Origin of the sequence: Paenisporosarcina sp. FSL H8-0542 (assembly GCF_038632915.1) — a bacterium.
GTDB lineage: Bacteria > Bacillota > Bacilli > Bacillales_A > Planococcaceae > Paenisporosarcina.
Genome location: NZ_CP152050.1, coordinates 138439 through 161400, shown reverse-complemented (window position 1 = coordinate 161400; position 22962 = coordinate 138439). Strand labels below are relative to the sequence as shown.

Here is a 22962-nt window from a genome sequence, read left to right as displayed (position 1 = left end):
CCTTCGAGAATAATTCGAAGGGCTTTTCTTACAGCTATTTTTTCTTTTTAATGCCGAATGGCCACCATACACCACGATCAAATGATACGGTAATGGCCGGTATGAGTAATGGTAAGACAATCAAACCGTACAGCAATAATCCAATAACCACGATGGACGCGATTTGCATCAGGCTCAGAACCCCTGAAGGCATCATGGCACCAAATGTACCCGCTAATATAATAGCTGCCGTGATGATGACCGTTCCCATTTTGGCCATCGAAACACGCATAGCTTCTCGAACAGACAAACCACTTTCCGCCTCTTCTCGGAACCGGTCGAGAAGGAAAATGGAATAATCGACGCCAAGTGCAATCAGCATGACGAAACCGAAGAATGGAACTGCCCAGCTGATGCCGTCATATCCAAGTAGATTCTCGAAAATCAGTTCAGCAATGGCAATTGACGTAAAGTACGTCAGTAATAACGAGCCGATCATGAACAATGGCATGATCATGGAACGGAATAAAATTGTCAAGACGACAAACAAACTAATCAACATAATCATGACAGTGCTTGAAAAATCGCTCGAAGAGATATCGGCTAAATCACTATTTACGCTCGATATGCCACCAAAGGCAATGCTTGCATCTTCAAACGGCGTTTCCTTTACTTCGGATGCCACCGCGTCTTTCAAGCGTTGCACAGTTTTAATGGCTTCAGGAGAATATGGGTCATCCGAAAGGACTACTTCCATTTTTATCCCCTTGCCATCAGCGAATGTATATCGGTCCAATACTTGAGAAAACTCTTCACTTTCAAGTGTGCCTGCAGGAATATACAGTCCAGTATCACGAACACTATCACTTTCACTCATCGCCTTCATCATGTCGCTGACTTCCGTAAGTCCATCTGCAATTTGTGTAAGACCCTGGCTGGAAGCTGCAAGCCCCTCAGTTACCTGAGATAATCCTTCACCGCCACCACTTGCTCCGGCAAGGCCTTGCTGAATTTGATCAAGTTGACCACTGATGGCAGTCAAAGCACCGACTGTTTGTTGCACATTACCGGTCTGTTGTAACCCTTGTGTTGTCAGTGCCAACTGGTCGTTTAGCTGACCAAGTCCTGCCGCAACTTCTCCAAGTCCACCACTATTGCCAGCTCCAGCCAATCCCCTTTGAATTTGCTCAAGACCCGCTCCAATTTCAGTGAGTCCTTCGTGAGCTTCCGTTAATCCATCCGCCATCAAACCAAGTTGATGATCGACATATAAGTCTTCGATCATTTCCCCAGTAGGTCGGGTGACTGTTCTAATCTTCTCAACACCTTCGATTTGTTCAAAGCGTTGATTTAAACTCTCCACATACGGAATCATTTCTTCGTTTGCTAGCTTCTCATCCGATTCAATAATGACTTGAACTGGCAACGAGTCCCCTTTGCCAAAGCCATTTTCTATGGCGCGTAAGCCTTTAACCGATTCATAGTTACTGCCGATTTCATCCACTGTGTTAAATGACAAGGAGTTATCGTATGTCAGCAACAAAGGAACCGTCATAATTGCGACAACCAGCATAGATAGAACGGGGCGATTGACGGAAAGCTTGCTCATCCATCCCCATAAGCCGCTGTCGTGGTGCGCTGCCGATTTTTTCGAAGGCCAGAATAGTTTTTCTCTCAATACCAACATAAACACTGGCACAATCGTAAACAACACGAGCAATAGAACAGCTATCCCTACCGCAACGGCTACGGCCGATTTAAATATTGGGAAATCCGCAAAACCGATCGCGAAGAACCCAATAAATACAGCAAGACCACTGATCAGTAACGTACGGCCGGCAGTTTTGTAGGTGTTTACAATGGCTTCTTCTACCGCGTGACCTGCAGATAATTCTTCCTTGTAACGGCTCAGCAGTAAAATACAGTAGTCCGTTCCAATCCCGAACAATATCGCCACCAAGAAAATCTGGGTATAGTTAGAAACCGGGAAACCAAACCAATCGATGAAAAATGCTACAAGTGATTGGCTCAATAAATACGTAAGACCCACTGCCACCAAAGGAATGAATGGTGTGACAATCGAACGGAAAACCGCAAGCAACAAACCAAAAATCAAAACAACTGTAATAATCTCTGTCCGCTTTAAGCCTTCTTGCGCACTTTTATTAACATCATTGTTGATGATGGCTTCGCCTGTCACGTAAGCTGTCATGTCTGACGGAATGATTGAATCGCGAATTTCTTGTGCAACATCATTAACTTCTTCATCAGACCCATCCACTGTAATGGGAATGAGTACTGTTTTTTTATCTTCCGAAACGAGTTGACTCTCGAGCTCTTCACTTTCAACGGGATTTAAGACACTGGTCACCGTTTCTGAAAGTGCTGAGATTTTCTTCGCCATATTGCCCAATTGTTCACGGTCAACATCCCTCAGTGCTTTATCAAGTTCCACAACAACGGAAATCGTTTGGTCACTTTCGCCTGCATCCGCCAACATTTTGGCGGCTTGTTGTGACGACGCATCTCCAGACAGCTGAATTGAGCCCGCTTCTTCCGCTAGTTTCGTCAAATTTGGGGCGATGATAAATAAGAGAATCGTGATGGCGAGCAAACCAATGGTGATCGGCCATTTCCATTTTAATATCGTTTTCATTCGTCAGACTCCATTCATTTTCAAAATTTCTCTTAACTTGCGGAACGTCACTAAAAATTGGTCAATTTCCCGATCATCAACTTGATTGGACATCAATTTTCCAATATATTCATGCAATACTCGGTCTGATTCATTGATGACATCTTCCCCTAAACTCGTCAGCACAAGAATCTTCTCTCGCTTATCTCCTGAAGGCTTTGTGTCAATCAACTCTTTTTCCATCAGTTTTTTTATACGATTGGATATGGCGCTTTTATGTACGCCTTGCAAAATGGCGAGTCGACTTGATGTTATTTCCCCTTCTTTGTAAATCAGTTTCAATACTTGAATTTGTTCAGGTGAATATTCTTTCCATATCGGTTCATCCACACTTCGAATGACGCGTTCAGTCCCATATATGAGTACCTCTTCAAAGAGTGATACCGCTTCTTTTATTCTTTCATCCATAATAGTTTACCCCCTAAACCAATAATAGTAGTTTAGGGGGTAAACTATGCAAAGTCAATGATGGTCTTGTGACAAATTGGAGCGGGGTATATGATGAAAAAAACAAGTATTGTAGAAAGGAGGATTCAACCTATGTGGAGAAAATTGAAGGAATGGGCACGTTTCATGAAGAAATCTCTTTATACGCTTTACTTCGCAACAAAAGACACACGTGTTTCTTTGCCTGTGAAAGTATTTACTATCGCAGTCGTCGCTTATGCATTTAGCCCAATTGATTTGATTCCCGACTTCATACCGATTCTCGGATATGTCGATGATGTATTGATTGTACCCGTCGGCATTTATTTTGCACTGAAAATGCTTCCTCAAATCGTCATTCAGGACAGCACTAAATTAGCTGAAGAACATTTGCTATCGGACAAACCCAAAAATTGGTTTGCTGCGGGGATTATCCTCATGATTTGGTTTGCTGTGTTAGTGTGGGGTACTTTTGTTTTTATCTACAAATGAACATAAAAAATCTCCTCAACAACATCGAGGAGATTCGGCTTATGCATAAACAGATGATCGCTCACCATTCTTGACCACGTGACGATTGCGTCCCTGTTCTTTTGCTTTTAATAATAGTTCCCCCTATCCTGAACGCCTTTTTCTGAAAACCAACCATAAACATACGAAAATGAAGAAAGCCACCAATTCAAGAGATACGATGTACCATGGATATGGTCCCAGGTAATCAAGCAGACTTCCGTTCACTGGTTTTGTCCGTAAAAACATATAGTTTCCGTTAACTAAAACATTGATGACAAACACGAGTGGCAGCAATACGTTCAATGCGAGCATCGTTTTGAGGATTCCTTTAAAAGTAGGGCGGCACCCTTTCACCCATGTAAAATATAGCGCTACAAGGACAATTCCCGCATGCGTGAAAAAGAAGTGGAAGTACCTGAAATGCGGGAAGCTTAAATCCAATACTGGTGTTGCAATTGCTTGAAGTGCACCGCCTATTCCTGCATAGAAAACAAAATCATAGACATGCTTATTTCCGGTCCACAGCAGGACGATGGTCAACACTAAACTAATGCTACACAATTCGAGTGGCAACGAACTACTCAAGTTCCATCTTCCGGTTTGAAAGAGCCAAATATAAAACGCGATATCCATGCCCAGTAAGGACAGGGCAAAAAGACGTTCGATTTGTTGCGCTTTGCGAGGTTGAAGCGTCCATCTATTTTTGAAAGCAAATAACAAAACAATTAATAGAACCAATCCCACAATTACGATCTGATGTGCCGTCGAAAACATAACAAATGCAGGTCCCTCTTGTTCCAACATTGCGTTTCCTCATTTCATTTTTCTTTCCATCTATACATACCTATTCGTTTCCATTCCTCGAAATCCTCGTTTTAGTTAGATTCTCTTAAAGAAAAAGGAAGAGACTAGGTGGTTGGCGAATAATAAATAGATACATCATTTGCTTTACGAAACTTGGCAAATATGGATCGTTCCCTTTCGATTAAGGAGGGCGGACTAGCAAGAATTTAATGTAAATGGTAGTTAAAGAAATGGAGGAATCTCACATGAAAAACACGATTATGGATCGAATTGTTTCCCTTCAAAGCGAAAATGATTTTTCTGGAACCGTTTTGGTAAAAGAAAGAGAGAATGCTCTTATTGATCGTAGCTTTGGATATGCCAATCGGGCAGAAGCAATAAACAATCAGTCTGGAACCAGGTATGGAATTGCTTCAGGATGCAAACTCTTCACCGCGATCGCCATCTGCAAACTCGTGGAGGAGAAAAAACTTTCCTTCGACTCCAAATTGAAAGACTGTCTGGATGTAAAGTTTCCTCATTTTGATGACAACGTCACTGTCCATCACTTGCTTACCCACACATCGGGCGTTCCTGATTATTTTGACGAAGAAGTCATGGATGATTTTGAGGAGTTGTGGATCAAAACGCCAATGTACCATATCAGGACCTTGAAGGATTTCCTTCCTCTTTTCCAAAATGAACCGATGAAAAATCCACCAGGTGAGAGTTTCAGTTACAATAACTCCGGCTATATTTTGCTAGGGTTGATTGTGGAACAAGCAAGTGGACTTCCCTTTACTGACTATGTGGAAGAACACATTTTCAAAAAAGCTGGGATGGTCGATTCGGGCTACTTTTCTTTTGACTCCCTACCTGAGAGAACGGCATGGGGATACATCGATCATTCTGATGGAACGTGGAAAACCAATATGTACTCACTGCCGGCAAAAGGTGGGTCGGATGGCGGCGCTTATGTCACCGTTACCGATATGGCTCTTCTCTGGGAATCTCTTATGAATCATCAAATTCTTAGCAAGGAAATGACTGATCGCCTGCTCACGGCACATGTTCAAGTAAAAGAAGGCAGCTACTATGGTTATGGGATTTGGATTAATAAAAAAGACGAGACCGTAACCAAGTATCATGTTATGGGCTATGACCCAGGAGTAAGTTTTCACTCGGCATACTACCCGGATGATTCCCGCATTGTTGTGGTTTGTTCAAATAAGTCGTCTGGTGCGTATAAAATCATGGCGGCCATTGAAGACGAATGGACAAAAGTGACCAACCACTAGACAATGGTATAACGTGAGGTGAACCCATATGAATAATGACTTCCGGTCTTTTTTGGAACACTTTTTAGGGATTGCATAATTAAGTGATGGAGGTAGACTAATGGATAATTTAGAGTGGTTGGTTATGTATGGATTCCTACTTGTCATTGGAGCCCTCGTCGTCCGATGGATTCGACTCATTAAAAACAATACGGACGTGCAGGTTGAACAAAACAAGGCAATCATCTCGCTGTTAAAAGATATACAGTTGAAAAAGGAAAAGAGTTTTTGACAGTTGTGGTCAAAAACCCTTTTTTCAACTGTGTTATATCAAAAATAAAGCATAGAAAAATTTCCAAGTTCATTTTAATATGCATATGATTTTCACGAGGTTCTTGTTGAATTACCGTTTCTTAAACCTCTTCCAAACGATGAAACTTAAAAGAACAATGCCGACAGCAACAATAACAGCAATCATTGCATTCGATTCGGCAATTCCCGCTTGTTCTGTAACTAAATCCACTTGTTCAGTCGGTTCTTTTCCTTCTCCGAGAACGGTCAAGTCTTCCTGTGCAGCACTTAACTCTGTTGTTCGATCACAGATGACTGTTACGAGCTCTGCTTTATCTCCATACATCGTAGACTCAGTGGCATAAACTAAATATTCCTGACCCACCTGGAATTCATAGCCGCAATCACCCCCACCACTTCCGGTGGTAATAATTACTTGAGACTCCGATACACCTTTCCAGGTTTCTGCTACCTCAATTAATACTCTTTTCTTCACATACCCCTTAAAGTTTTTTTGTACTTTCACTTCAAGTACTTTACCTGAAAAAACGGCTTGTGAGCGTTCCAACTCATCTTCTACTGATGGAGGCTGAGCACATGAACATGCGTAGCTGGTTGTCGGAACAATGGACAAGCTGAACAAACAAAAGACGACACTTAACATCATTGTCACAAGAATCTTTTTCCTCATGAACTACTCCCCTTACCTTCAGACCTTTTTCTGTTCATTCCGAAGCCTTCTTTTAATGACGAAATAGACCAATAATCCAATGGCTGTCAAAATAACGAGAACTGGTAAGTTACCAACGAAGAATACAATCAATGCAGAGAATGTCGAAAGTAAGGAATTCATGCTTGTCGCGAATTGTTTTTTTGTTTTTTCCCATGTATTGAGTTCTTTGCTATCTATCTCAGGAACTACCACACGATTTTCATACATTGTGATTTCAATCGTTGAAAATGACGTCTGGTTTTCAAGATACTTCATCTTACCAACCATCACTTCAATCTCTTCTTGAACCTGTGCTAAATCTGCAGAAATTTTCAACAAGTCTTCGGTTTTCTGTGCTTTGCTCATGAATTCCAGTAAGCGTTCTTCAACCGCTCGTTTTGATTTCACTCGTGATTCGAGGTCCACGTATTGCTCTGTGACATCCTGACCCGTCACATTGCGTTCCAATACTTTAGCCGCTTCCCCTTCAGCTTCTAATAGAAACTTTTCAAAGTTCTCTTCTGGAACCCTTACAATCATTTTGCCGCCGCTCGTCTGTTCGTCTTCTTGATAGACGTTTGACTCCACGATATAGCCACCAAATTGCTCGACTTTCTTCTGAATATTACTTTGTGCTTTATCCAATTCTTTGACGTTCACACTTAATATCGCCTTATGAATGATCATTCTTTCCACTGCAACAGTAGGTGCTGTTTTCTTGGCTTCACCTGAACTTGAATTGTTAGCTAATTCCGCAGATTCTTCCGTAGCTACTTCATTGGAATCTGACTGTGGTGCAAGTGCTTTGTCCTCGGAACTTTCAGCTTTCTCCTCGCCACCACTACACGCAGCTAATAAAACCAACAAGCTGGAAAGTAGTATGAATAAAATCCTCTTCCTCATCTTCGACTGCCCCCTATCTCTATAGTATTTATGACGCGATGGACAGGAAAAATGTTACAATTTTCTGATTATATTTTAAAACACATCACAAACCCCCACGTGTCCTGGACATGGGGGTTAAAAGTTAACGTAGTTGTTTGTTTGGGTAACTAAAGACTCGGCACTCTCTTTAAATAAAATAATCGGCCGAAGATGCAATTTCGGCCGATTCCTGCTTCATTCATTTTTGGGTTCGGACTGTTCGTAAACGACGGAACTGAGCAATTTCTTTAAATAGAAATTGCCAGAAAGCAAAAGATGCGATTAGCAAAAATCCAATCTTCCACCCCTGTCCCCAGTCATTGAAATTTACATAATAGGACATTGATGCGAACACACCTACATAAAAAATCAGGCCAAAAGAAGTGACTCTCGTTTTACATAGAACTTAATCGCAAACAACAATGCGCAAATGCCTAACAACACCCACTTTAACGATTCGAAATCCATTAGGTTAGATCCTCCCCTTACAAACCAGATTGTTTTGTATAATTTCTTCGGATCATTCCATGTGCTCGTTGCATTCCTAATTTTTCATAGTATCCCATCAAGTCTTCATCACACATCAGATCAATCATATAAATATCACTCAATAAGTTAAACATTTCTTTGACGAGTTGTTTACCAATACCTTGTCCTTGATAAGCTGGCAAAACTTCCAAGAACGGTATATAAGCAGACAATACATCATCACTGTTCGCCGTGATGAACCCGATGACTTGTTTGGACTCTTGAGCAATTGCCAATACCATATGTGAGCTTTTTTCCAATAATTTAAGATGGACTTCAGAAGACGGTGGGTTTGGCCACCCAACAAAAAATCCGTTCAATTGATCTTTTGTTATATTTTTAATAGATGTTGTATAAATCATATTTCGAACTACCCCTATCCATATTAGTATCTATTGGAGTTGTTCTTTCTTTATCAATTGTAAAACAACATAATTGACACCTCTTAATGGCTAGATTTCCATTATTTTGAATTCACTATCCACCAATCGCAACACGTGCTCACCTGACGTTTTCTCAAATGCATGAATTCTTTCTTCAATGGGAGTCGTACCTGGGAACAGGTCTATTCGGTCCACATGAGGAAATAGAGAGGATTTATATAGCTCGCACCCCTTGAAATTTTTCAAATTCATCGTATTCAATGATGGACTGAACCAATCAACAATTCGAATAGATGCGCCAAGCACCACTGCTCCAGCACTTACGCCCACGATGACACAATCTTCTTTTGCTCTCATTTGAAGTAGCTCGTCTGCCCCACTCTCCCTGAGAGCGTGCAACAATCTAAAAGGATTTCCGCCATTTAGGTAAATAACATCTGCAGTTCGCAAACAATCTATTTTCTCCCTTTCCACATCCAAAAAAGTTACTTGTTCAAACCCCATATCAAGTAAATCAACTCGTGCTTGAATAGCAAATGGATTCGATTCTTTTTGTGCTGATGCCGTCGTTATAATGACTGCGGACTTTCTATTAGAAATTAGCTCAATGAATTGCTCTCGGACTTTTTCATGGAAAAAGCCCGTTGAAGTTAATAGAAGATGACCCATTTATAACCCCTTTAAGAAATTGTTTCTGATCGTAAGTAATGATATAAATTACTATTTACTGGATTTTCAAATTGCATATTCATTGTTACCACCGGAAGAGTCTTCCCGTTTTTATCCTTCATTTGTTCTTGAGCAACACTTTTGGGGTCTAGTTTTACTTCTCCCAAATAGTAAAAATCATTTCCCTCACCATTATCTTTTTTTACAAAGAAATGAATATCAACATTGTTTTTTTGTGCATTTATTATTTTGTTTACTTCTTGTGACTCTAATGTTCGATTGCTGCGTGTATACCATTTAAATAAATTTTGATCGATGAATTCATCTCCATAAGCTACGCTTGACTCAACTTCATCATGTTTATGGTACGTTACAAATATTGGGCATGTTTGATGTTTTATTTTATATCCATACATAGTTGATGTTTCATCTTGATTCCAATTTAATAATTTACACGCATCTTTTCTGGAATATTTCTTAAATAACGTCAGTTTTTCTTGGCAGTCATAACCTTCACTTTTCGCTAGTCCACTATTAATAATGTCCTCTACTAAATGCAGGAAATAAGCATTATTTTCAATGCTATTCTTAATGTGTTGATTCAGCTTAATTCTTTCGTCTTGTATAAAAATCAAGGGTTCAGAACCGTATTTCTTCTTATTCCCACTGGTGAAAAACGATAAATCAAGTACTCGGTAAACAGACTCCAATGTGGCATCATCGTATCTACAGTTGTTATCAATTAAAACAGTCTTATAGTCATCAACTAGAACACTTCCCTGTTGAATAAGAAGCTGTACTAATATCAGTTCATGCTTTCGTTTACCGTTTAATATTTCTTGAGAGAACATAGTTAAAACCTGTTTTTGATAGTCATTTATTTGAGGAATTTCCTGTTTAATCTTTTTTAGAAAAGCATAGTAGTCATCGTGTTCTGACATAATGGCTACAGGATCTAAAGACTCGTTGATTACAAAATCGTATAAATATGGAATATGTCCAATTCGATTTTTCAATTTTTCAAAGGCATCTTTAAGTAATGCTAGTTGTGTTAACTTCGTGTTGTTAATCGACTTATAGATTTGATCTTTCGCAATGCCTTCAAAAATAACTGTCGATATACCTTTAATATAGCTAGTGTCATTTAATTTCCGTCTGATATTGTCTTTATTTTGTGATTGATCCCCAGATAAAGCCACTGGAATAAGATAGTTATTTTTGTAATTTCCAATAAAGTCAATAATGGTTACAAAATCTTTTGATTCATGTTTACGTAACCCTCGTCCAAGTTGTTGAATGAAAATAATGCTTGATTGTGTTTGTCTGAGCATTACTACTTGATTAACACTTGGGATATCAATACCTTCATTAAAGATATCTACCGTTAAAATATAATCAAGTTCTCCATTTTCTAGTTCAATAACTCTTTTAATCCGTTCGTCTTGAGAATCGTCTCCTGTTAAGGCAACAGTTCGATACCCTCTTTCATTTAGGAGTCTAGAAAGCTCCGTTGTTTCATCTTTCCTACTACAAAACATTAAGCCTTTTACTGCTTCTCCGGAAAATCCATAGTACTCAATCTTCTCGACAATATGATTAACTCGTTCTTCAGTAATTAATTTAGAGAATTGCGCTGTATCATCAATTAATTCCCCATTGATTTCTAAATCTGTAACCCCAAAATAATGGAAGGGACAAAGCATATCTTCCTCTAATGCCTTCTGAAGTCTAATTTCATAAGCCACGTTAAAATCAAATAACTCATATATATTGAATGAATCTGTTCTTTCGGGTGTTGCTGTCATACCCATTAAAAATTTCGGTCGAAAATAATTTATCACCTTATGATAAGATTGTGCACCTGCTTTGTGTACTTCATCTATTAAAATGTAATCAAACTCATCCTGTTCAAACTGAGTAAGCATACTATCTTTAGACAATGTTTGAATGGTGGCAAATAAATACTTAGCATTCGTTTCTTTTATTGTGCCTGACAAAATTCCAAATTCATCATCGTATCCACCTAATATTTTTTTATAATCAGATTTTGCTTTTTGTAATATCTGTTCTCTGTGGACAATAAATAACATCTTTTTGGGTGCATATTTTCTAACATCAAATGCTGATAAATATGTTTTCCCGGTTCCAGTAGCCGAAATAATTAACCCCTTATCTTTTTCAGTTCGCATGCTTTCAATATTTAACAATGCTTCGGTCTGCATCTTATTAGGACTAATCTTTAGTGCAGTTTCAAGGTTATTAATTTTATATTCTTCAAAGCCTTCGATTACTTTCTCCATCTTTTTCTTTTCAACAGTTTCTATATAAACTTTTTCATATTCACTAATCCATTCAGAGGATAATTCTTGAGATTTCTCCCAAACATCCTCAAATTGGTTTTGAAAGTGATGAATAATTTCCCCATTTTCATGTGTTGTAAGTTTGATGTTCCACTCATAATTCACCTTAAGAGCATGTGAAGTCAGGTTGGAACTTCCTACGATTAAAGAATAATAAGTCGAGTGTTGAAAAATGTACCCTTTTGAATGAAATCCTTTAATATCTGATAGCCGTACTTTTACATTCTCAATTTTTAAGAGCTCTTTAAATACTTTTGGTTGATTAAATTGCAAAAATGTCGAAGTTAATATTCGTCCATGAACGCCTTTTAATTTTAAGTCATGAAAATGAGCTTTTAATGTAGCAAGACCGCTTTCAGTAATAAAGGCCACTGAAAACAAAAAGGTTTCACAATGCTCTAATTCATCTAATAAAGTCGATAAAACATTCTCATTTTCAACAGTATTGTTCACTAATAATTGTGGCTTATAGGAACCTGGCGTAATAAAATTTTGATTAATAAATCCTTTATGTAAAGACTCTTCTAAATTCCGAAGAAATTCCCCCACCTATAGCACCTGCTTTATTTTAAATAATTTTTTTAGTTTTTCTACTGCCGGAATATCAGCTGGTGCCCAGTTTAGTTCGTCTAAATTATTAATTGTTAACCATTTAAGTTCAGCATGTTCCGTTGGTTGTAAATTTCCTTCTGTAATTTTTGCTAAATATGAAGTTAGTTGAATTGTGAAAGTATCATACTCAAAATATGTATCCTCTACTTTGTCGCCAACTACAATATGCACACCAAGTTCTTCTTGAATTTCCCTAACTAATGCGATTTCATGACTTTCCCCTTTTTCAATTTTTCCACCGGGAAACTCCCATAAGTTCGGTAGAGCCATCACTGGAGAGCGAAGTGCACACAGAATTTTATTTTCATCATTATGTATTACCGCTGCTACAACATTTATATGCTTTTTCATTTCTTGTTCTCCTAACATTACTTATTAAAAAACTTTTTCAATTGATTCTCACTAGGCATTTTAATCGGATATCTCAGATCACTATCCCCCATATTTATTATATAAGGATTAGCACCTTCCTCTACTTTGAATTTCCAATGCGGTCTTAATTTTGTTGTGTTGGGCATAGTTGACCGTAACATCATTTTCCGCTGAAAAGGCTCAAGTTTTGCCATTAAATATTTGTCTTTAAATCGAACAAGGAGATAGCCTTCTTGCTCTTTTGCATTATAATTTCCCATGATCGATTCACCAATATCGAACCAATTATACTTATTCTGAACAGAAGGCGAGATTACAAAGATGCTACCTTTATTAAAAATCGTTGTATTCCGTTCTTGGCGTAACCCCAATTCATTTATTAAGAAATCCAAGTTCACTTTGGATGATACATGTGCAACTGACATTTCCATCTACCTTCTCTCATATTCTGGTATATTCAGTATAACGGAACCTGATCTAGAGATCTCAATTTGATGGAAAATTCTCATAAAACGATAAAATGAAAGCAGTTGAATAACTATGATCAAGAAAATTCTCCATATAGATTTAACACTTGCACACAAAATCCTTGCCATCCAACGTCCCTCTTATCAAATTGAAGCAGACCTAATTGGATTTCAAGGCATTCCTGCTCTTTCCGAAACGGCGGAGGATATCGTGAACAGTAAAGAAACCTTCATTGGTTATTTCGAAGACGATCAACTCCTTGGGGTTCTTTCTTATGAAGAAAATGAAGACTTCGTTGATATTTGCCGGTTGGTTGTGGCTCCCGCTTCTTTTCGTAAAGGCATTGGACGTCAGTTGGTGAGTTACATAATGGAAGAAATACGGGGTTCTCGTGAGGTTGTAGTCTCAACTGGTTTGAAGAATATCCCCGCTGTTACTCTTTATGAAAAGCTGGGGTTCCAGCAAGAGCGGACGGTGGAAATTGCACCTGGTGTTCAGATTGTAAAGATGCGTTATTGTCGATAGCAAAAAAGCGAAACGAAAGTGACGGCATCACTTCGCTTCGCTTCGCTTTTTTCATTGTTCGATTACTGTGCATCCCAGCAATGCGCCTTGAATGCCGATTCTACTTTTGTTTTAGAAATGTCAGTTGGTGAGTTATTGGTAGGAGAAGTGTATGAAGGTGCTTTAGATGAGTTGAATTATGCAGTTGCGTGTTCGCGGTAAATGACCTCTTTAGTTTAATCGCTAAAGAGGTTTTTGGGTGCTCTTTAAGGGTTAGGCAAGAACAAAGACACCGACGAGTTCGTCGAGTGGCAGTTGGTGAATACCGTAAGGATCTTCGTATCGTAGGCACTGATTGTTGGCTTCTTTGATGATGCCGCGGTGATAGTGGATTTTGCCGCTCTTCCACGAAGTGAGACGGGTTTCCATTCGGCTGATGAGCGCGCGTTCGATTTCTTCTTGCATCGTATCGTAATCGAACGCGTCGAGTTCGGGCTTTTTGACCAACTCGTATTCTTGTTGCCATTCGCGGAGTTGCGCGACGTGCTCTGGCAGCATCATGGCCGTCCATTTGATTTTGCCGCGATCTTTGAGGTCGCCTTGCATTTTTAATCCGCGGTTGATTTTCATCAGATCACGTCCTCTCGTTCTTTTCGAATGACGGGGACGGCTGCTAAGACATTGTCAAAGTAAAAAGTACGCTTTGCCTGCTTTGTAAAACAGTACGCCTGAAACGTGTCATGGTAGGCTTTAATGATTTTCACACGGCGTTTGGTGATATTACCATCCTTCGCTAAATAGACCATTTCCAATATATCGTGCCGCTTCATGATTTTTACGATGTTGTCTTTCATTCAAGCCGCCTCCTTTTTTTCATTATATGCGAACATTTGTTCTTTTAACAATGGTAATTAGAGGAGTTTTTACATAAAACGGTCCAACCCATTTAAAAGTATGTTCCAACCCACTAAAAATAACCCTTCAACTTGAAGTCGAAGGGTTATCGTATATCGTTATTCACCTACATAAAACAGCTTGAACATTATTTCACGTTGCGGCACTTGAAGGCGTCCGAATTTCTCCAAGAATACTTCTTTGTCATAGCATAGGTTAAATCTATTTTTCGTGTAAAATGAAGGCAGTTAGCCGATGATGATATAAGCACGGATTTACCATTAGATGAAAGTGAGTGTGGAATATGCAAAAATTGATTCTTATGATGGGACTTATGAGTTTGATGCTAGCAGCCTGTTCATCAAATGAAAAGACCGAACACAATGAACACAAAGTAGAGAAATCAACTCAGGAGAGTTCTTCCTCTCCATCTGGAGATTTTTATAAGGAAACAACAGATGTTGAAGTATCTCATATACACGGGATTGGCTACCCTGGTTCCGGTGACGCATTAATGCTCGCTAGCCACCACGGTCCTGTTTTGTATGAAGAAGGAATATGGAAAGAAACAACGGGTGAGAAGCATGATTACATGGGCTTCCAAGCTGTGGCGGACGGCTTTGTTTCCAGTGGTCATCCTGAGCCTGGTTCGAAATATAAAAATCCGCTTGGTCTGCTCAAAAGTACAAATGCAGGCGAGTCGTTTGAGCAATATGCATTCGAAGGTGAAATTGACTTTCACTATTTAGCAGCTGGTTACAATACAGATCGCATCTACGTTTTTAATGAGATGCCAACTGAAAAGTTAGGAAACGGCTTTTATTATTCGGATGATTTAGGTAAGTCGTGGACTACCATGGATATGGGTGGATTTGAAGCCGACATGATGTCCAATATATCCGCACATCCAGATGAACCTGAAACCGTTGCGATTGGTACAGACCGTGGGTTGTACGTATCTAAAGATGCGGGCAAGACGTTTTCCCTTGCTACGAAAGATAAGACAATCACTTATGCCTTGTTAAACGAACAACAGGCATATGTTGCGGAAATAGTAGATAACAAAGTTCAATTGAATCAAATCGACCTTGCGATAAAAGAGGAAAAAGCCATGGCCATTCCAGAACTGAAGAAGGATAATGCCATCATTTACATGGCTGTGCATCCCACAAATGCAAAAGAAATATCCATCGCAACATTGAAAAATGATGTGTACCAAACAACTGATGGCGGAGCTAATTGGAAACAAATTTTAGCTGCCGGTAGCGTTTCTAAATAAAAACTCTTTTCACTAAGCACTAATTGTCTGAAAGGCGTTTAGTGTAGCGTCTGTAGGGAACGATATGTAAGCTACTGGATGAAGGTGAGGAGTAAAACGTAAATCCCACTTATGAAGAATGCTTGGAAGCGTATAACGTTTGTTTTGATTCCTGTCTGAAAGAAGACAATGTGAAAATGATGGTGGACTGCATTCGTCTCGACCGGGTATGCGCTGAAGCATGCCGTAACATGGTTGCCTAAAAGATGTGAGAAAGCCAAGCAGGATGAACTTCATTCTGTTTGGCTTTTTTAATGTGAATTTTTATGGTCAACGATGTGACAGACCTTCACGCTACGCTTGCGGCATCTTCCTTTAATTGAAGGTATTATATATCTATCATCGAATCTTATAGAAGCCGTGACTAAGAAAAAGTATGGCTTCGCTGAAATATTAACTACATTTCAATATTGTTTTGTGCAAGGAGCTTAATATACATGGATGCTTTATTGACTTATTTACATATGCTCCCCCTTCCTGTAGCTGTCTTATTGAGTATTTCCCTCAATATATTAATTGCCATTTCAGGTGTTGTCCCAAGTGCATTCTTGACGGCTGCGAATGTGGCGGTTTTTGGATTTTGGGGAGGTTTTTCAGTCTCACTTATTGGAGAAATTGTGGGGAGTTTAATCGCTTTTGGATTGTACCGAAAAGGATTTCGACATGTTATCGCCGATAAGACCAAGCATGCTCCACGCCTGCAAAAGTTGCTGCATGCTTCACCCAAGGAAGCCTTTTTGTTTGTCATCGGGCTGCGGTTGATGCCATTCGTCCCTTCTGGATTAGTCACTCTTTATGCAGCAGTCGGCACCATGAGTTTTGGGTCCTTTGCAGTAGCCGGCAGTATAGGTAAGTTGCCCGCTCTACTGTTGGAAACTTCCGCTACATACGCACTTGTAGAATGGGCACAAGCTGGACAGTATCTTGTCTTCGTGTTGGCATTCGCTTTACTTTTGCATGTATGGAAAAAATTCAATAATTCTCAGAGATGATTGGCTTCATTGCATATATTAACCATATTAACCCTATAATATTTATACTATGAAGAATCTTGCTTGAACAACAAACTAAGATGTTCGTAGACTTGGTCCTTGCCTGAAACATAGATTTATTTATATTATCCAAGACATTGCCCCATTTGCAGACCGTTGTATTACGTATAATACAACATCTCATTATGAAAGGCGGTGTTATCTATGGGATATAATAGCGGCGGATCTTCTTTCGCTTTACTTGTGGTACTTTTCATTTTGTTGATTATTGTCGGAGCTGCTTTTCTTTACTAATTAAAATAATCGCAAGGAAAAGAAAACCACTCTCACAAGCACTCCGAGAGCGCTTTGTAGGCGCTCTCCCCTATTATGAAGAATCGCTTTGGAATTTTTGGACAAGCCCCGTTTCTGAGAATTAACAGAATAAGTAACACCTTAGCTGTTGTTTTCATTCGAGGGCACGAGGGAACATGATAAATAGAGGTGATTGGATGGGAACATTTAAGAGTAATGGAACGAGTTTAACTTATGAAGAATATGGAACCGGTGAGCCTCTATTGTTACTGCATGGGTTGACCGGCAATCGCCATATGTTTGATGCGGAAGTAAAAGTATACAAGAAGTATTTTCGAACAATCGTACTAGATGCACGTGGGCACGGGGACTCCGAGAAACCATCATCGTATACGTTAGATGATCATATCGGTGATGTACTTCGATTGCTTGAACATTTAGGGATTGAAGAAACTTATTTGCTAGGTGTCTCAATGGGCAGCTATATTGCGCAAGGTGTAGCAATTGCTTCACCGGAACGTGTGAAGAAACTGATTTTAGTGGCAACGAAATCTCAAGGGAAAACATCTTCAATGGAAGCCTTGTTTGCCAAACATGCAAAAGAACTTGAAGGAATGGACTTTTCAGAGAAAGTAGTCAAAGTCTCTCCATATATTTTTCATGACCTCAAAGCTGTCGGAAAGTGGAGTCACTATGCGGCTGAAAAGGGTTCACCCTTGACCGCTAACGAGATTGAAGCTGCAAACGAAGCGTTAGAGGGCTTTGATTTCCGTGAGGATTTGTATCGTATAACAGCTGAAACATTGGTCATCAGTGGCGATCATGATGGATTGAATCCGCCTGAAGTGGGACGTGAAACAGCGAAATTGATTCCGAATGCTACGTTTGTGGAGTTCAATCAGTCAGGACATGCGCCTAATGTGGAACAACCCTTGCTGTTCTTGGATTTCGTACTCGAATTTTTAGATCAAAAATAAAACCCAGCTCACACTTTGTGAACTGGGTTAGTCTCTTTAGTTAGAGGGTTTCCGTTTTTTTCGAACAAGTTTGAACAAGTAGTATAACAAGATAGCACTCACTAAAATGACCCAAATCATGGTTTCATCAATTTCCTTTGAGACTAGTCCAGCGGGAATCAGCGCCAGGATGAAAAAATAAATAAAATTCCCGATGGTCGTGGCAAGAATAAACGGCCAAAACCGAACCGTGCTCAATCCTCCCAATATATTGACCAAACTAGTCGGGACTAAAGGGAAAATCCGCGCTTGGAATACATAAGCAAATCCATTTGCTTCTATTTGCACAAGTAAACCTGGTTTGAATTTTTCAATCAATCTTTCTTGAAACAAGAAGCGGACGGCACAGAAGACGAAGACTGCGGCGATTACACTGGAAATCCAGCTCCATAAAAAACCATCAAAAAATCCAAACAACGTAATGTTGATGGTAATTACTAAAAGTAAAGGAAACACCGTAAACGAATTTTGGAGAATCATGATGATCAGCATAAATATATATGCATAAAGCAGATTATCATCCAAAAAATCTTGAATGCCTTCGACGTCACGATTTACGAGAAGAGTAATGATCTGACGATTTAATAGTAAAAAAATGAGCAGCAACAATAAGCCACCCCAAACCAACCAGTTTTTATGCGTGAATTTGTTGATCGCTTCTTTCATTCGTCACCCACTCGTATCTTCCTATGGAAATAATTTTATTATGCAATAAATTAATTTTCTTCTATCATACCATGTTTCTTAAAATTGATAGAAATGGGAACTGTAAATATTTCCTATGATGGGGAAAATTCTAAAGTAGAGGTGATATCTTGAAAGCATATCAATTTCTTGTCACGCTAAATTATGTAAAACCGAAAGTATGGCGTCGCATTATCGTACCTGAGACGCTCGATTTTTATGATTTACATTCGATTATCCAAACCTCTGTCGGATGGACAAATAGTCACTTATTTAATTTCTCCATCGACGATTCCATTGGTCGGCGATGAAGAATCGGTTTCAGAAAACTTCGGCATGGCCCAACACTATATGAAAAACCCGCCAGAAGAAGGATCGTTTGAATTCAGAATGTATCAACAGTTTATCCGTACTCAGCTATTACTCGCACGCAATGTGGATTTGACCAAATACGTCCATGACTCCCCCGTATTTCGCTACATGTATGACTTTGGAGACAGCTGGGACCACGAAGTGGTGCTCGAACAAGTAGTGGATGATTACACGTATGATCATCCGCAACTGCTCGAAGGCAAAGGTACTTGTCCGCCTGGATATGACGAATTCAAGCGCGTCATGAAAGACAAAGATGACCCTAAACACGCGGGGATGAAAGCACGGGCAGAAGGTCAAGGGTATCAAAAGTTCAACTTAGCCAAAGTAAATGCCGTCTTGAAAGAAGAATGGTGTGGCCAAATAAAATGAATGAAGCAAGAAACAATCTTGTGTAGTGAACCGTGATTTTTTCCCGGGTCAGTGCCAAAGATGTGCATATGCTAAAGCATCCTTTCTAAAAAGGTGGTGTAAAGCATGGGATACGAATGCTGCAATACTAGCGGTTCTACGTTCACGTTGATTGTTGTTCTCTTCATCTTGTTAATTATTGTCGGTGCGAGTTGTCTATACTAATTTATAGAAATTAACCCTCACATCCGACTATGACGCACGACTCTTTCTTCCCCCATCGTGTGTAATAAGTACAAAAAACCTGACTCCTTACGGGATGTCAGGTTTTATTGTGTGTCTGGAAAGGATGATTTTTTCCGTGTCCAGGCGAATGGACGGAAAGTGACCACGAATGAACGAAAGCCTTGCTGACTGGTCAAAAACTTGGGCTAACTGGATGAAAATCAATCTTGACTGGTCAAAGACCTTTATCAAGTGGTCAAAAAGTAATCAACCTCTAATTAAGCGACTGTTTCCTTCTCGTAAATCGGTACCCAGCCTTCTGTCGTGACAAAGATGCGTACTGCTACAACTTTACGGTCTTCCATCAGCGTAAAGTAGTGCCGAACATTTTCAGGTACAGAGATTAAGTCTCCCGGTTGCAACTCGACATCAAAGAACTCTCCGTCTTCCGATTGAATGACGAAAATGCCATGACCGCTGACGATGAAACGCACTTCATCGTCTTCATGATGGTGCTCTTGTTGGAAATTTTTCAACAGTTGTTCCAAGTTAGGCGTTGATTCAGAGAGTGAAATCACATCCGCTTGCTGGTAGTTGCGTCGCTTGGAAATGTCAGCAATTTCGATTCCGAATGCGGATAGAATCTGTTGTTTTTCTTCATCTGTTAAATTGAATTTTTCACGAAGTTCGGTTGGAAGCTTCTCGATGGCCCATTTTTCGTAAATAACTTCATTGCTGTTCAAAAAGGCGATGACTGCTTGCTCTTCTTCAATGCGTTCGTTGTTTGCGTGTTTGCGAATGTATGCCATTTTTAATAACTCCCCACTACATGTTTTATAGTTGCTATTTTCACTTGGTACGAGAATAAAAATTCCCATGCTTCCAAATATTTTTTCGCTTCAAAAGCGTCTTTGCCCCACACCGTGATGCCGTGATTTTTAATCAGGATTGCTCCCGTGTCCCCTGTTACATAACGATCAAATTGTTCAGCAAGTGTCGGGATATGCGCGACATTTGGAATGATCGGAATGCTGACTTTGGCATCTTGTTCCCAGGAACCGAGTGCTTTAATAATTTCATTTCCGGTGAAATCGATATGTGTATCATGTTTATACAGTTCTGTGATGACATTGTTGTCAATCGTGTGCACATGAAGGACACAACCGGCATTTGTTTTGTTATAAATCTTAGCGTGGAGCAACGTTTCGGCCGATGGCTTTGACATCGTTTCCTCCAATTTTTCACCAGTTGCATCAACCAGTAAAAAGTCATGATCCGTGAATTTCCGTTTGTCCTTACCGGATGCTGTAACGAGGAATGTAACCGGTTCATTCGTTACCTTAATCGATAAATTACCACTCGTGCCGTAGAACCAATCGCGGTCTGCGAGTTCTTTTTTTATGGCCGCAAGCTCGTTCCAGCGGGAAAAGTAATTGCTCATGTGCGTACCTCCAATTGCTTTAAAATGTGAATCACGTCTGTAAATGTTTCAAATGGCTCAAAAGGAATATCGAGTTCTTCGCACTTTTCAATGAGGAAGTCCCGCGCTATGACTTTGTCTGCCAGTTTGGCCGCTTGCAAATCGGTAATGGAATCACCGATGACGATTTTGTAAGTGTTGTCGTCACTCAGTTTGCGAATGATGGATGGTTTACAACAACCACAGCCATTCGAGCAATGTTCATCGCATGTATGAGGCCAGTTGATTATGATGGTTTCTCCAGAAAAATCTGCCACGTTGCAGTAAATACGGTCGTCTTCTATATGTTCCTTCACGAGTGGCTTAACAAAGAAATCAATGCCTCCAGATACAATAAAGAGTGGAATCTTCTGTGCTTTCGTATAGGCCACAAAATCCTCAAATCCTTCTCGAATTTGTGCCTGTTTCAATACAAATTGGGTAATTTCATCTTTTTGGTCGGTTGATAGCAAGTTGAAAAGTTGTGTTACGCCTTGTTGAATGGTTATTTGTTGGCCGAGAATCTGGTCTTTAATCGGCTCCCACTCAGGTGGTGCGAATTTTTTCATGATGGCCATAATGTTATCTTTCGTGGTAATCGTGCCATCAAAATCACAAAATATAACGGGTTGTGTCATCGTACTTTGTCACCCCACAATTCCAGTGCTTGTTGCAGTTCTGCATTTGTTTGTGCAGCCTCTGATAAGGTCTTTCTTGAAAGCGTTGCATCAACCGCTTGCCTGAATGCTTTTCCCCCCGCCACAGAACCTGCTGGATGTCCGTGCACCCCGCCACCTGCATTGATGACGGAATCAATACCAAAGTCTTCAATCAGTTGCGGCACCATGCCCGGATGAATTCCGGCTGAAGGCACTGGCAAAGAGGTCTTTATCAAACCAGGAACCTGGAGTGCTTCTGCAATTTGTAATGTTTCTGATTTTTCCAAGGCCACACTGCCATACGGTGAAGGAAATAACGAGAAATCCGCCCCGGCAAGTCGCAATATTTTACCCAGTGCGAGGTGGTTTGAGAGACCATACTTTCGGGATGGAGTGAATGCTCCCGAAACGGCTGGGTGTGCCATTATCGGAATCGCAATTTCTGGATCTTCAGCTAAACTTTGCAGTGTATCCAATCCGTATGCATAAACATTAAACAGCAACATATCTGCCCCTAGCTCTGTCGCATGTCTTGCTTTGTCTCTTAAGTCGAATGTACGTCCTGTCAAATTCACTGCGTAACGTGTGCGGTGACCTGTCTCCGAGAGAACATGCTCGAGTACTTCACGTCCTTTTACAATCCGTTGTTCAAAAGGCGTCGACTCGTTTTCGAATAAAATTTCATCATCTTTCACAAAATCCACACCACCGCGTGCTTGGTGTTCCAGTTGTGTCAGTAAAAAGTCCAAATCTTTCCCGAGTATGCCTTTAAAGATACTCATGACAAATGGTCGTTCTTGCACGCCTGTCAGTTGTCGTATGCCTTCTGTGCCGAATTTCGGCCCTGGAAAGTGTCCCGTTAATTCCGGACTGAACTCCAAATCAATTAATTTGATTTCCCCGTCCAGTGATAACTTGCCAAAAGTCGTCGTTAAAATGGCTGGCAAATCAGGACTGAAATTCGCCGTGGGGTATGCAATGCGAATAATTCCTTTCGTTCTGCTTTCTAATTGACTATTTTCTTTTTCGACAGATACAACGCGTCCCTTATGTTTCTTCAGTTGCTGTTGTTCCAGTTGTGGTAAGTCGGTCCATGATCCGACCGTCAAGCCAAGTGCGATGCCTTCTGCTTTTTTTTCTAAATTTTCTTCTATGCTATGGACTAAATAAGTCGCGACTACTTCACTCAATGTCTTCACCTC

The 22962-nt window shown here is 40.0% G+C and carries 29 protein-coding genes and 1 pseudogene; 13 read left to right on the top strand and 17 right to left on the bottom strand.

Annotated features, from left to right (window positions below):
* Nucleotides 1–34: 34 nt before the first annotated feature.
* The gene (locus MHH33_RS00900) at nucleotides 35–2635 is read right to left on the bottom strand and encodes an MMPL family transporter (RefSeq protein ID WP_342542679.1); all 2601 of its coding nucleotides are present in this window, start codon (nucleotides 2633–2635) and stop codon (nucleotides 35–37) included.
* A 3-nt stretch (nucleotides 2636–2638) separates the two neighbouring features.
* Nucleotides 2639–3082, bottom strand: coding sequence for a MarR family transcriptional regulator (locus tag MHH33_RS00895; protein ID WP_342542678.1), 444 nt, complete (start codon nucleotides 3080–3082; stop codon nucleotides 2639–2641).
* Nucleotides 3083–3214: 132 nt separating this feature from the next.
* Here MHH33_RS00895 and MHH33_RS00890 point away from each other — a divergent pair, with 132 nt between their 5' ends.
* The gene (locus MHH33_RS00890) at nucleotides 3215–3592 is read left to right on the top strand and encodes a YkvA family protein (protein WP_342542677.1); all 378 of its coding nucleotides are present in this window, start codon (nucleotides 3215–3217) and stop codon (nucleotides 3590–3592) included.
* Nucleotides 3593–3715: 123 nt separating this feature from the next.
* Here the strand turns inward: MHH33_RS00890 and MHH33_RS00885 are convergent, their stop codons facing one another.
* On the bottom strand, nucleotides 3716–4417 hold the full coding sequence (locus MHH33_RS00885; RefSeq protein ID WP_342542676.1) for a TIGR02206 family membrane protein: 702 nt from the start codon (nucleotides 4415–4417) through the stop codon (nucleotides 3716–3718).
* A gap of 245 nt (nucleotides 4418–4662) precedes the next feature.
* Here MHH33_RS00885 and MHH33_RS00880 point away from each other — a divergent pair, with 245 nt between their 5' ends.
* On the top strand, nucleotides 4663–5694 hold the full coding sequence (locus MHH33_RS00880; protein WP_342542675.1) for a serine hydrolase: 1032 nt from the start codon (nucleotides 4663–4665) through the stop codon (nucleotides 5692–5694).
* A gap of 100 nt (nucleotides 5695–5794) precedes the next feature.
* On the top strand, nucleotides 5795–5965 hold the full coding sequence (locus MHH33_RS00875; protein WP_016429834.1) for a hypothetical protein: 171 nt from the start codon (nucleotides 5795–5797) through the stop codon (nucleotides 5963–5965).
* 111 nt (nucleotides 5966–6076) lie between these two features.
* Here the strand turns inward: MHH33_RS00875 and MHH33_RS00870 are convergent, their stop codons facing one another.
* The 7 genes from MHH33_RS00870 to MHH33_RS00840 all read right to left on the bottom strand — a co-directional run bounded on the left by MHH33_RS00870 (nucleotide 6077) and on the right by MHH33_RS00840 (nucleotide 12949).
* On the bottom strand, nucleotides 6077–6655 hold the full coding sequence (locus MHH33_RS00870; protein WP_342542674.1) for a hypothetical protein: 579 nt from the start codon (nucleotides 6653–6655) through the stop codon (nucleotides 6077–6079).
* A gap of 18 nt (nucleotides 6656–6673) precedes the next feature.
* A complete protein-coding gene (locus MHH33_RS00865; RefSeq protein ID WP_342542673.1) occupies nucleotides 6674–7579 on the bottom strand; it encodes a DUF4349 domain-containing protein in 906 nt (301 codons plus the stop codon).
* A gap of 506 nt (nucleotides 7580–8085) precedes the next feature.
* Entirely contained in the window at nucleotides 8086–8490 is a 405-nt protein-coding gene (locus tag MHH33_RS00860; protein WP_342542672.1) for a GNAT family N-acetyltransferase, read from the bottom strand.
* A 90-nt stretch (nucleotides 8491–8580) separates the two neighbouring features.
* On the bottom strand, nucleotides 8581–9180 hold the full coding sequence (locus MHH33_RS00855) for a Type 1 glutamine amidotransferase-like domain-containing protein (protein ID WP_342542671.1): 600 nt from the start codon (nucleotides 9178–9180) through the stop codon (nucleotides 8581–8583).
* An 11-nt stretch (nucleotides 9181–9191) separates the two neighbouring features.
* A complete protein-coding gene (locus MHH33_RS00850) occupies nucleotides 9192–12089 on the bottom strand; it encodes a DEAD/DEAH box helicase (protein WP_342542670.1) in 2898 nt (965 codons plus the stop codon).
* On the bottom strand, nucleotides 12090–12503 hold the full coding sequence (locus MHH33_RS00845; protein WP_342543711.1) for a (deoxy)nucleoside triphosphate pyrophosphohydrolase: 414 nt from the start codon (nucleotides 12501–12503) through the stop codon (nucleotides 12090–12092).
* Between the two features lie 17 nt (nucleotides 12504–12520).
* The gene (locus tag MHH33_RS00840; RefSeq protein WP_342542669.1) at nucleotides 12521–12949 is read right to left on the bottom strand and encodes a hypothetical protein; all 429 of its coding nucleotides are present in this window, start codon (nucleotides 12947–12949) and stop codon (nucleotides 12521–12523) included.
* 115 nt (nucleotides 12950–13064) lie between these two features.
* Here MHH33_RS00840 and MHH33_RS00835 point away from each other — a divergent pair, with 115 nt between their 5' ends.
* Together MHH33_RS00835 and MHH33_RS00830 are read left to right on the top strand one after the other, a co-directional pair.
* Nucleotides 13065–13517, top strand: a complete 453-nt coding sequence (locus MHH33_RS00835; protein WP_342542668.1) for a GNAT family N-acetyltransferase — start codon at nucleotides 13065–13067, stop codon at nucleotides 13515–13517.
* 18 nt (nucleotides 13518–13535) lie between these two features.
* On the top strand, nucleotides 13536–13718 hold the full coding sequence (locus MHH33_RS00830) for a hypothetical protein (protein WP_342542667.1): 183 nt from the start codon (nucleotides 13536–13538) through the stop codon (nucleotides 13716–13718).
* A 51-nt stretch (nucleotides 13719–13769) separates the two neighbouring features.
* Here the strand turns inward: MHH33_RS00830 and MHH33_RS00825 are convergent, their stop codons facing one another.
* Nucleotides 13770–14126, bottom strand: a complete 357-nt coding sequence (locus MHH33_RS00825; protein ID WP_342542666.1) for a YolD-like family protein — start codon at nucleotides 14124–14126, stop codon at nucleotides 13770–13772.
* The gene (locus tag MHH33_RS00820) at nucleotides 14126–14350 is read right to left on the bottom strand and encodes a hypothetical protein (RefSeq protein ID WP_016429822.1); all 225 of its coding nucleotides are present in this window, start codon (nucleotides 14348–14350) and stop codon (nucleotides 14126–14128) included. Before MHH33_RS00820 ends, MHH33_RS00825 begins: the two co-directional genes overlap by 1 nt.
* Nucleotides 14351–14694: 344 nt before the next feature.
* Here MHH33_RS00820 and MHH33_RS00815 point away from each other — a divergent pair, with 344 nt between their 5' ends.
* From MHH33_RS00815 to MHH33_RS00795, 5 genes and pseudogenes are all read left to right on the top strand, one after another.
* Nucleotides 14695–15669: a F510_1955 family glycosylhydrolase gene (locus MHH33_RS00815; protein ID WP_342542665.1), complete on the top strand. Its 975-nt coding sequence runs from the start codon at nucleotides 14695–14697 to the stop codon at nucleotides 15667–15669.
* A 122-nt stretch (nucleotides 15670–15791) separates the two neighbouring features.
* A pseudogene (locus tag MHH33_RS00810) lies at nucleotides 15792–15893 on the top strand (four-helix bundle copper-binding protein); the annotation flags it as partial.
* 252 nt (nucleotides 15894–16145) lie between these two features.
* Nucleotides 16146–16700, top strand: a complete 555-nt coding sequence (locus MHH33_RS00805) for a VTT domain-containing protein (protein WP_342542664.1) — start codon at nucleotides 16146–16148, stop codon at nucleotides 16698–16700.
* A gap of 204 nt (nucleotides 16701–16904) precedes the next feature.
* On the top strand, nucleotides 16905–16994 hold the full coding sequence (locus MHH33_RS00800) for a YjcZ family sporulation protein (RefSeq protein ID WP_016429819.1): 90 nt from the start codon (nucleotides 16905–16907) through the stop codon (nucleotides 16992–16994).
* 197 nt (nucleotides 16995–17191) lie between these two features.
* Entirely contained in the window at nucleotides 17192–17971 is a 780-nt protein-coding gene (locus MHH33_RS00795) for an alpha/beta fold hydrolase (RefSeq protein ID WP_342542663.1), read from the top strand.
* A gap of 36 nt (nucleotides 17972–18007) precedes the next feature.
* On the opposite strand, the gene MHH33_RS00790 is transcribed toward MHH33_RS00795, so the two are convergent.
* The gene (locus MHH33_RS00790; RefSeq protein WP_342542662.1) at nucleotides 18008–18676 is read right to left on the bottom strand and encodes a VTT domain-containing protein; all 669 of its coding nucleotides are present in this window, start codon (nucleotides 18674–18676) and stop codon (nucleotides 18008–18010) included.
* Between the two features lie 149 nt (nucleotides 18677–18825).
* Between MHH33_RS00790 and MHH33_RS00785 the strand changes: the two genes are divergently transcribed.
* The 3 genes from MHH33_RS00785 to MHH33_RS00775 all read left to right on the top strand — a co-directional run bounded on the left by MHH33_RS00785 (nucleotide 18826) and on the right by MHH33_RS00775 (nucleotide 19642).
* Nucleotides 18826–19005: a hypothetical protein gene (locus MHH33_RS00785; protein WP_342542661.1), complete on the top strand. Its 180-nt coding sequence runs from the start codon at nucleotides 18826–18828 to the stop codon at nucleotides 19003–19005.
* On the top strand, nucleotides 18923–19438 hold the full coding sequence (locus MHH33_RS00780) for a plasmid pRiA4b ORF-3 family protein (protein ID WP_342543710.1): 516 nt from the start codon (nucleotides 18923–18925) through the stop codon (nucleotides 19436–19438). The genes MHH33_RS00785 and MHH33_RS00780 overlap by 83 nt, the downstream gene beginning before the upstream one ends.
* A gap of 105 nt (nucleotides 19439–19543) precedes the next feature.
* Nucleotides 19544–19642: a YjcZ family sporulation protein gene (locus tag MHH33_RS00775; RefSeq protein ID WP_081637846.1), complete on the top strand. Its 99-nt coding sequence runs from the start codon at nucleotides 19544–19546 to the stop codon at nucleotides 19640–19642.
* A 278-nt stretch (nucleotides 19643–19920) separates the two neighbouring features.
* Here MHH33_RS00775 and MHH33_RS00770 read toward each other — a convergent pair whose 3' ends face one another.
* The 4 genes from MHH33_RS00770 to MHH33_RS00755 are packed head-to-tail and all read right to left on the bottom strand — an operon-like array spanning nucleotide 19921 to nucleotide 22950.
* Nucleotides 19921–20451 (bottom strand): cupin domain-containing protein, encoded by a 531-nt coding sequence (locus MHH33_RS00770; protein WP_016429815.1) that lies wholly within the window; start codon nucleotides 20449–20451, stop codon nucleotides 19921–19923.
* A gap of 2 nt (nucleotides 20452–20453) precedes the next feature.
* Nucleotides 20454–21083, bottom strand: a complete 630-nt coding sequence (locus tag MHH33_RS00765) for a methylthioribulose 1-phosphate dehydratase (RefSeq protein WP_016429814.1) — start codon at nucleotides 21081–21083, stop codon at nucleotides 20454–20456.
* A complete protein-coding gene (locus MHH33_RS00760) occupies nucleotides 21080–21739 on the bottom strand; it encodes a 2-hydroxy-3-keto-5-methylthiopentenyl-1-phosphate phosphatase (RefSeq protein ID WP_342542660.1) in 660 nt (219 codons plus the stop codon). The genes MHH33_RS00765 and MHH33_RS00760 overlap by 4 nt, the downstream gene beginning before the upstream one ends.
* Nucleotides 21736–22950: a 2,3-diketo-5-methylthiopentyl-1-phosphate enolase gene (locus MHH33_RS00755; RefSeq protein WP_342543709.1), complete on the bottom strand. Its 1215-nt coding sequence runs from the start codon at nucleotides 22948–22950 to the stop codon at nucleotides 21736–21738. Before MHH33_RS00755 ends, MHH33_RS00760 begins: the two co-directional genes overlap by 4 nt.
* Nucleotides 22951–22962 lie beyond the last annotated feature (12 nt).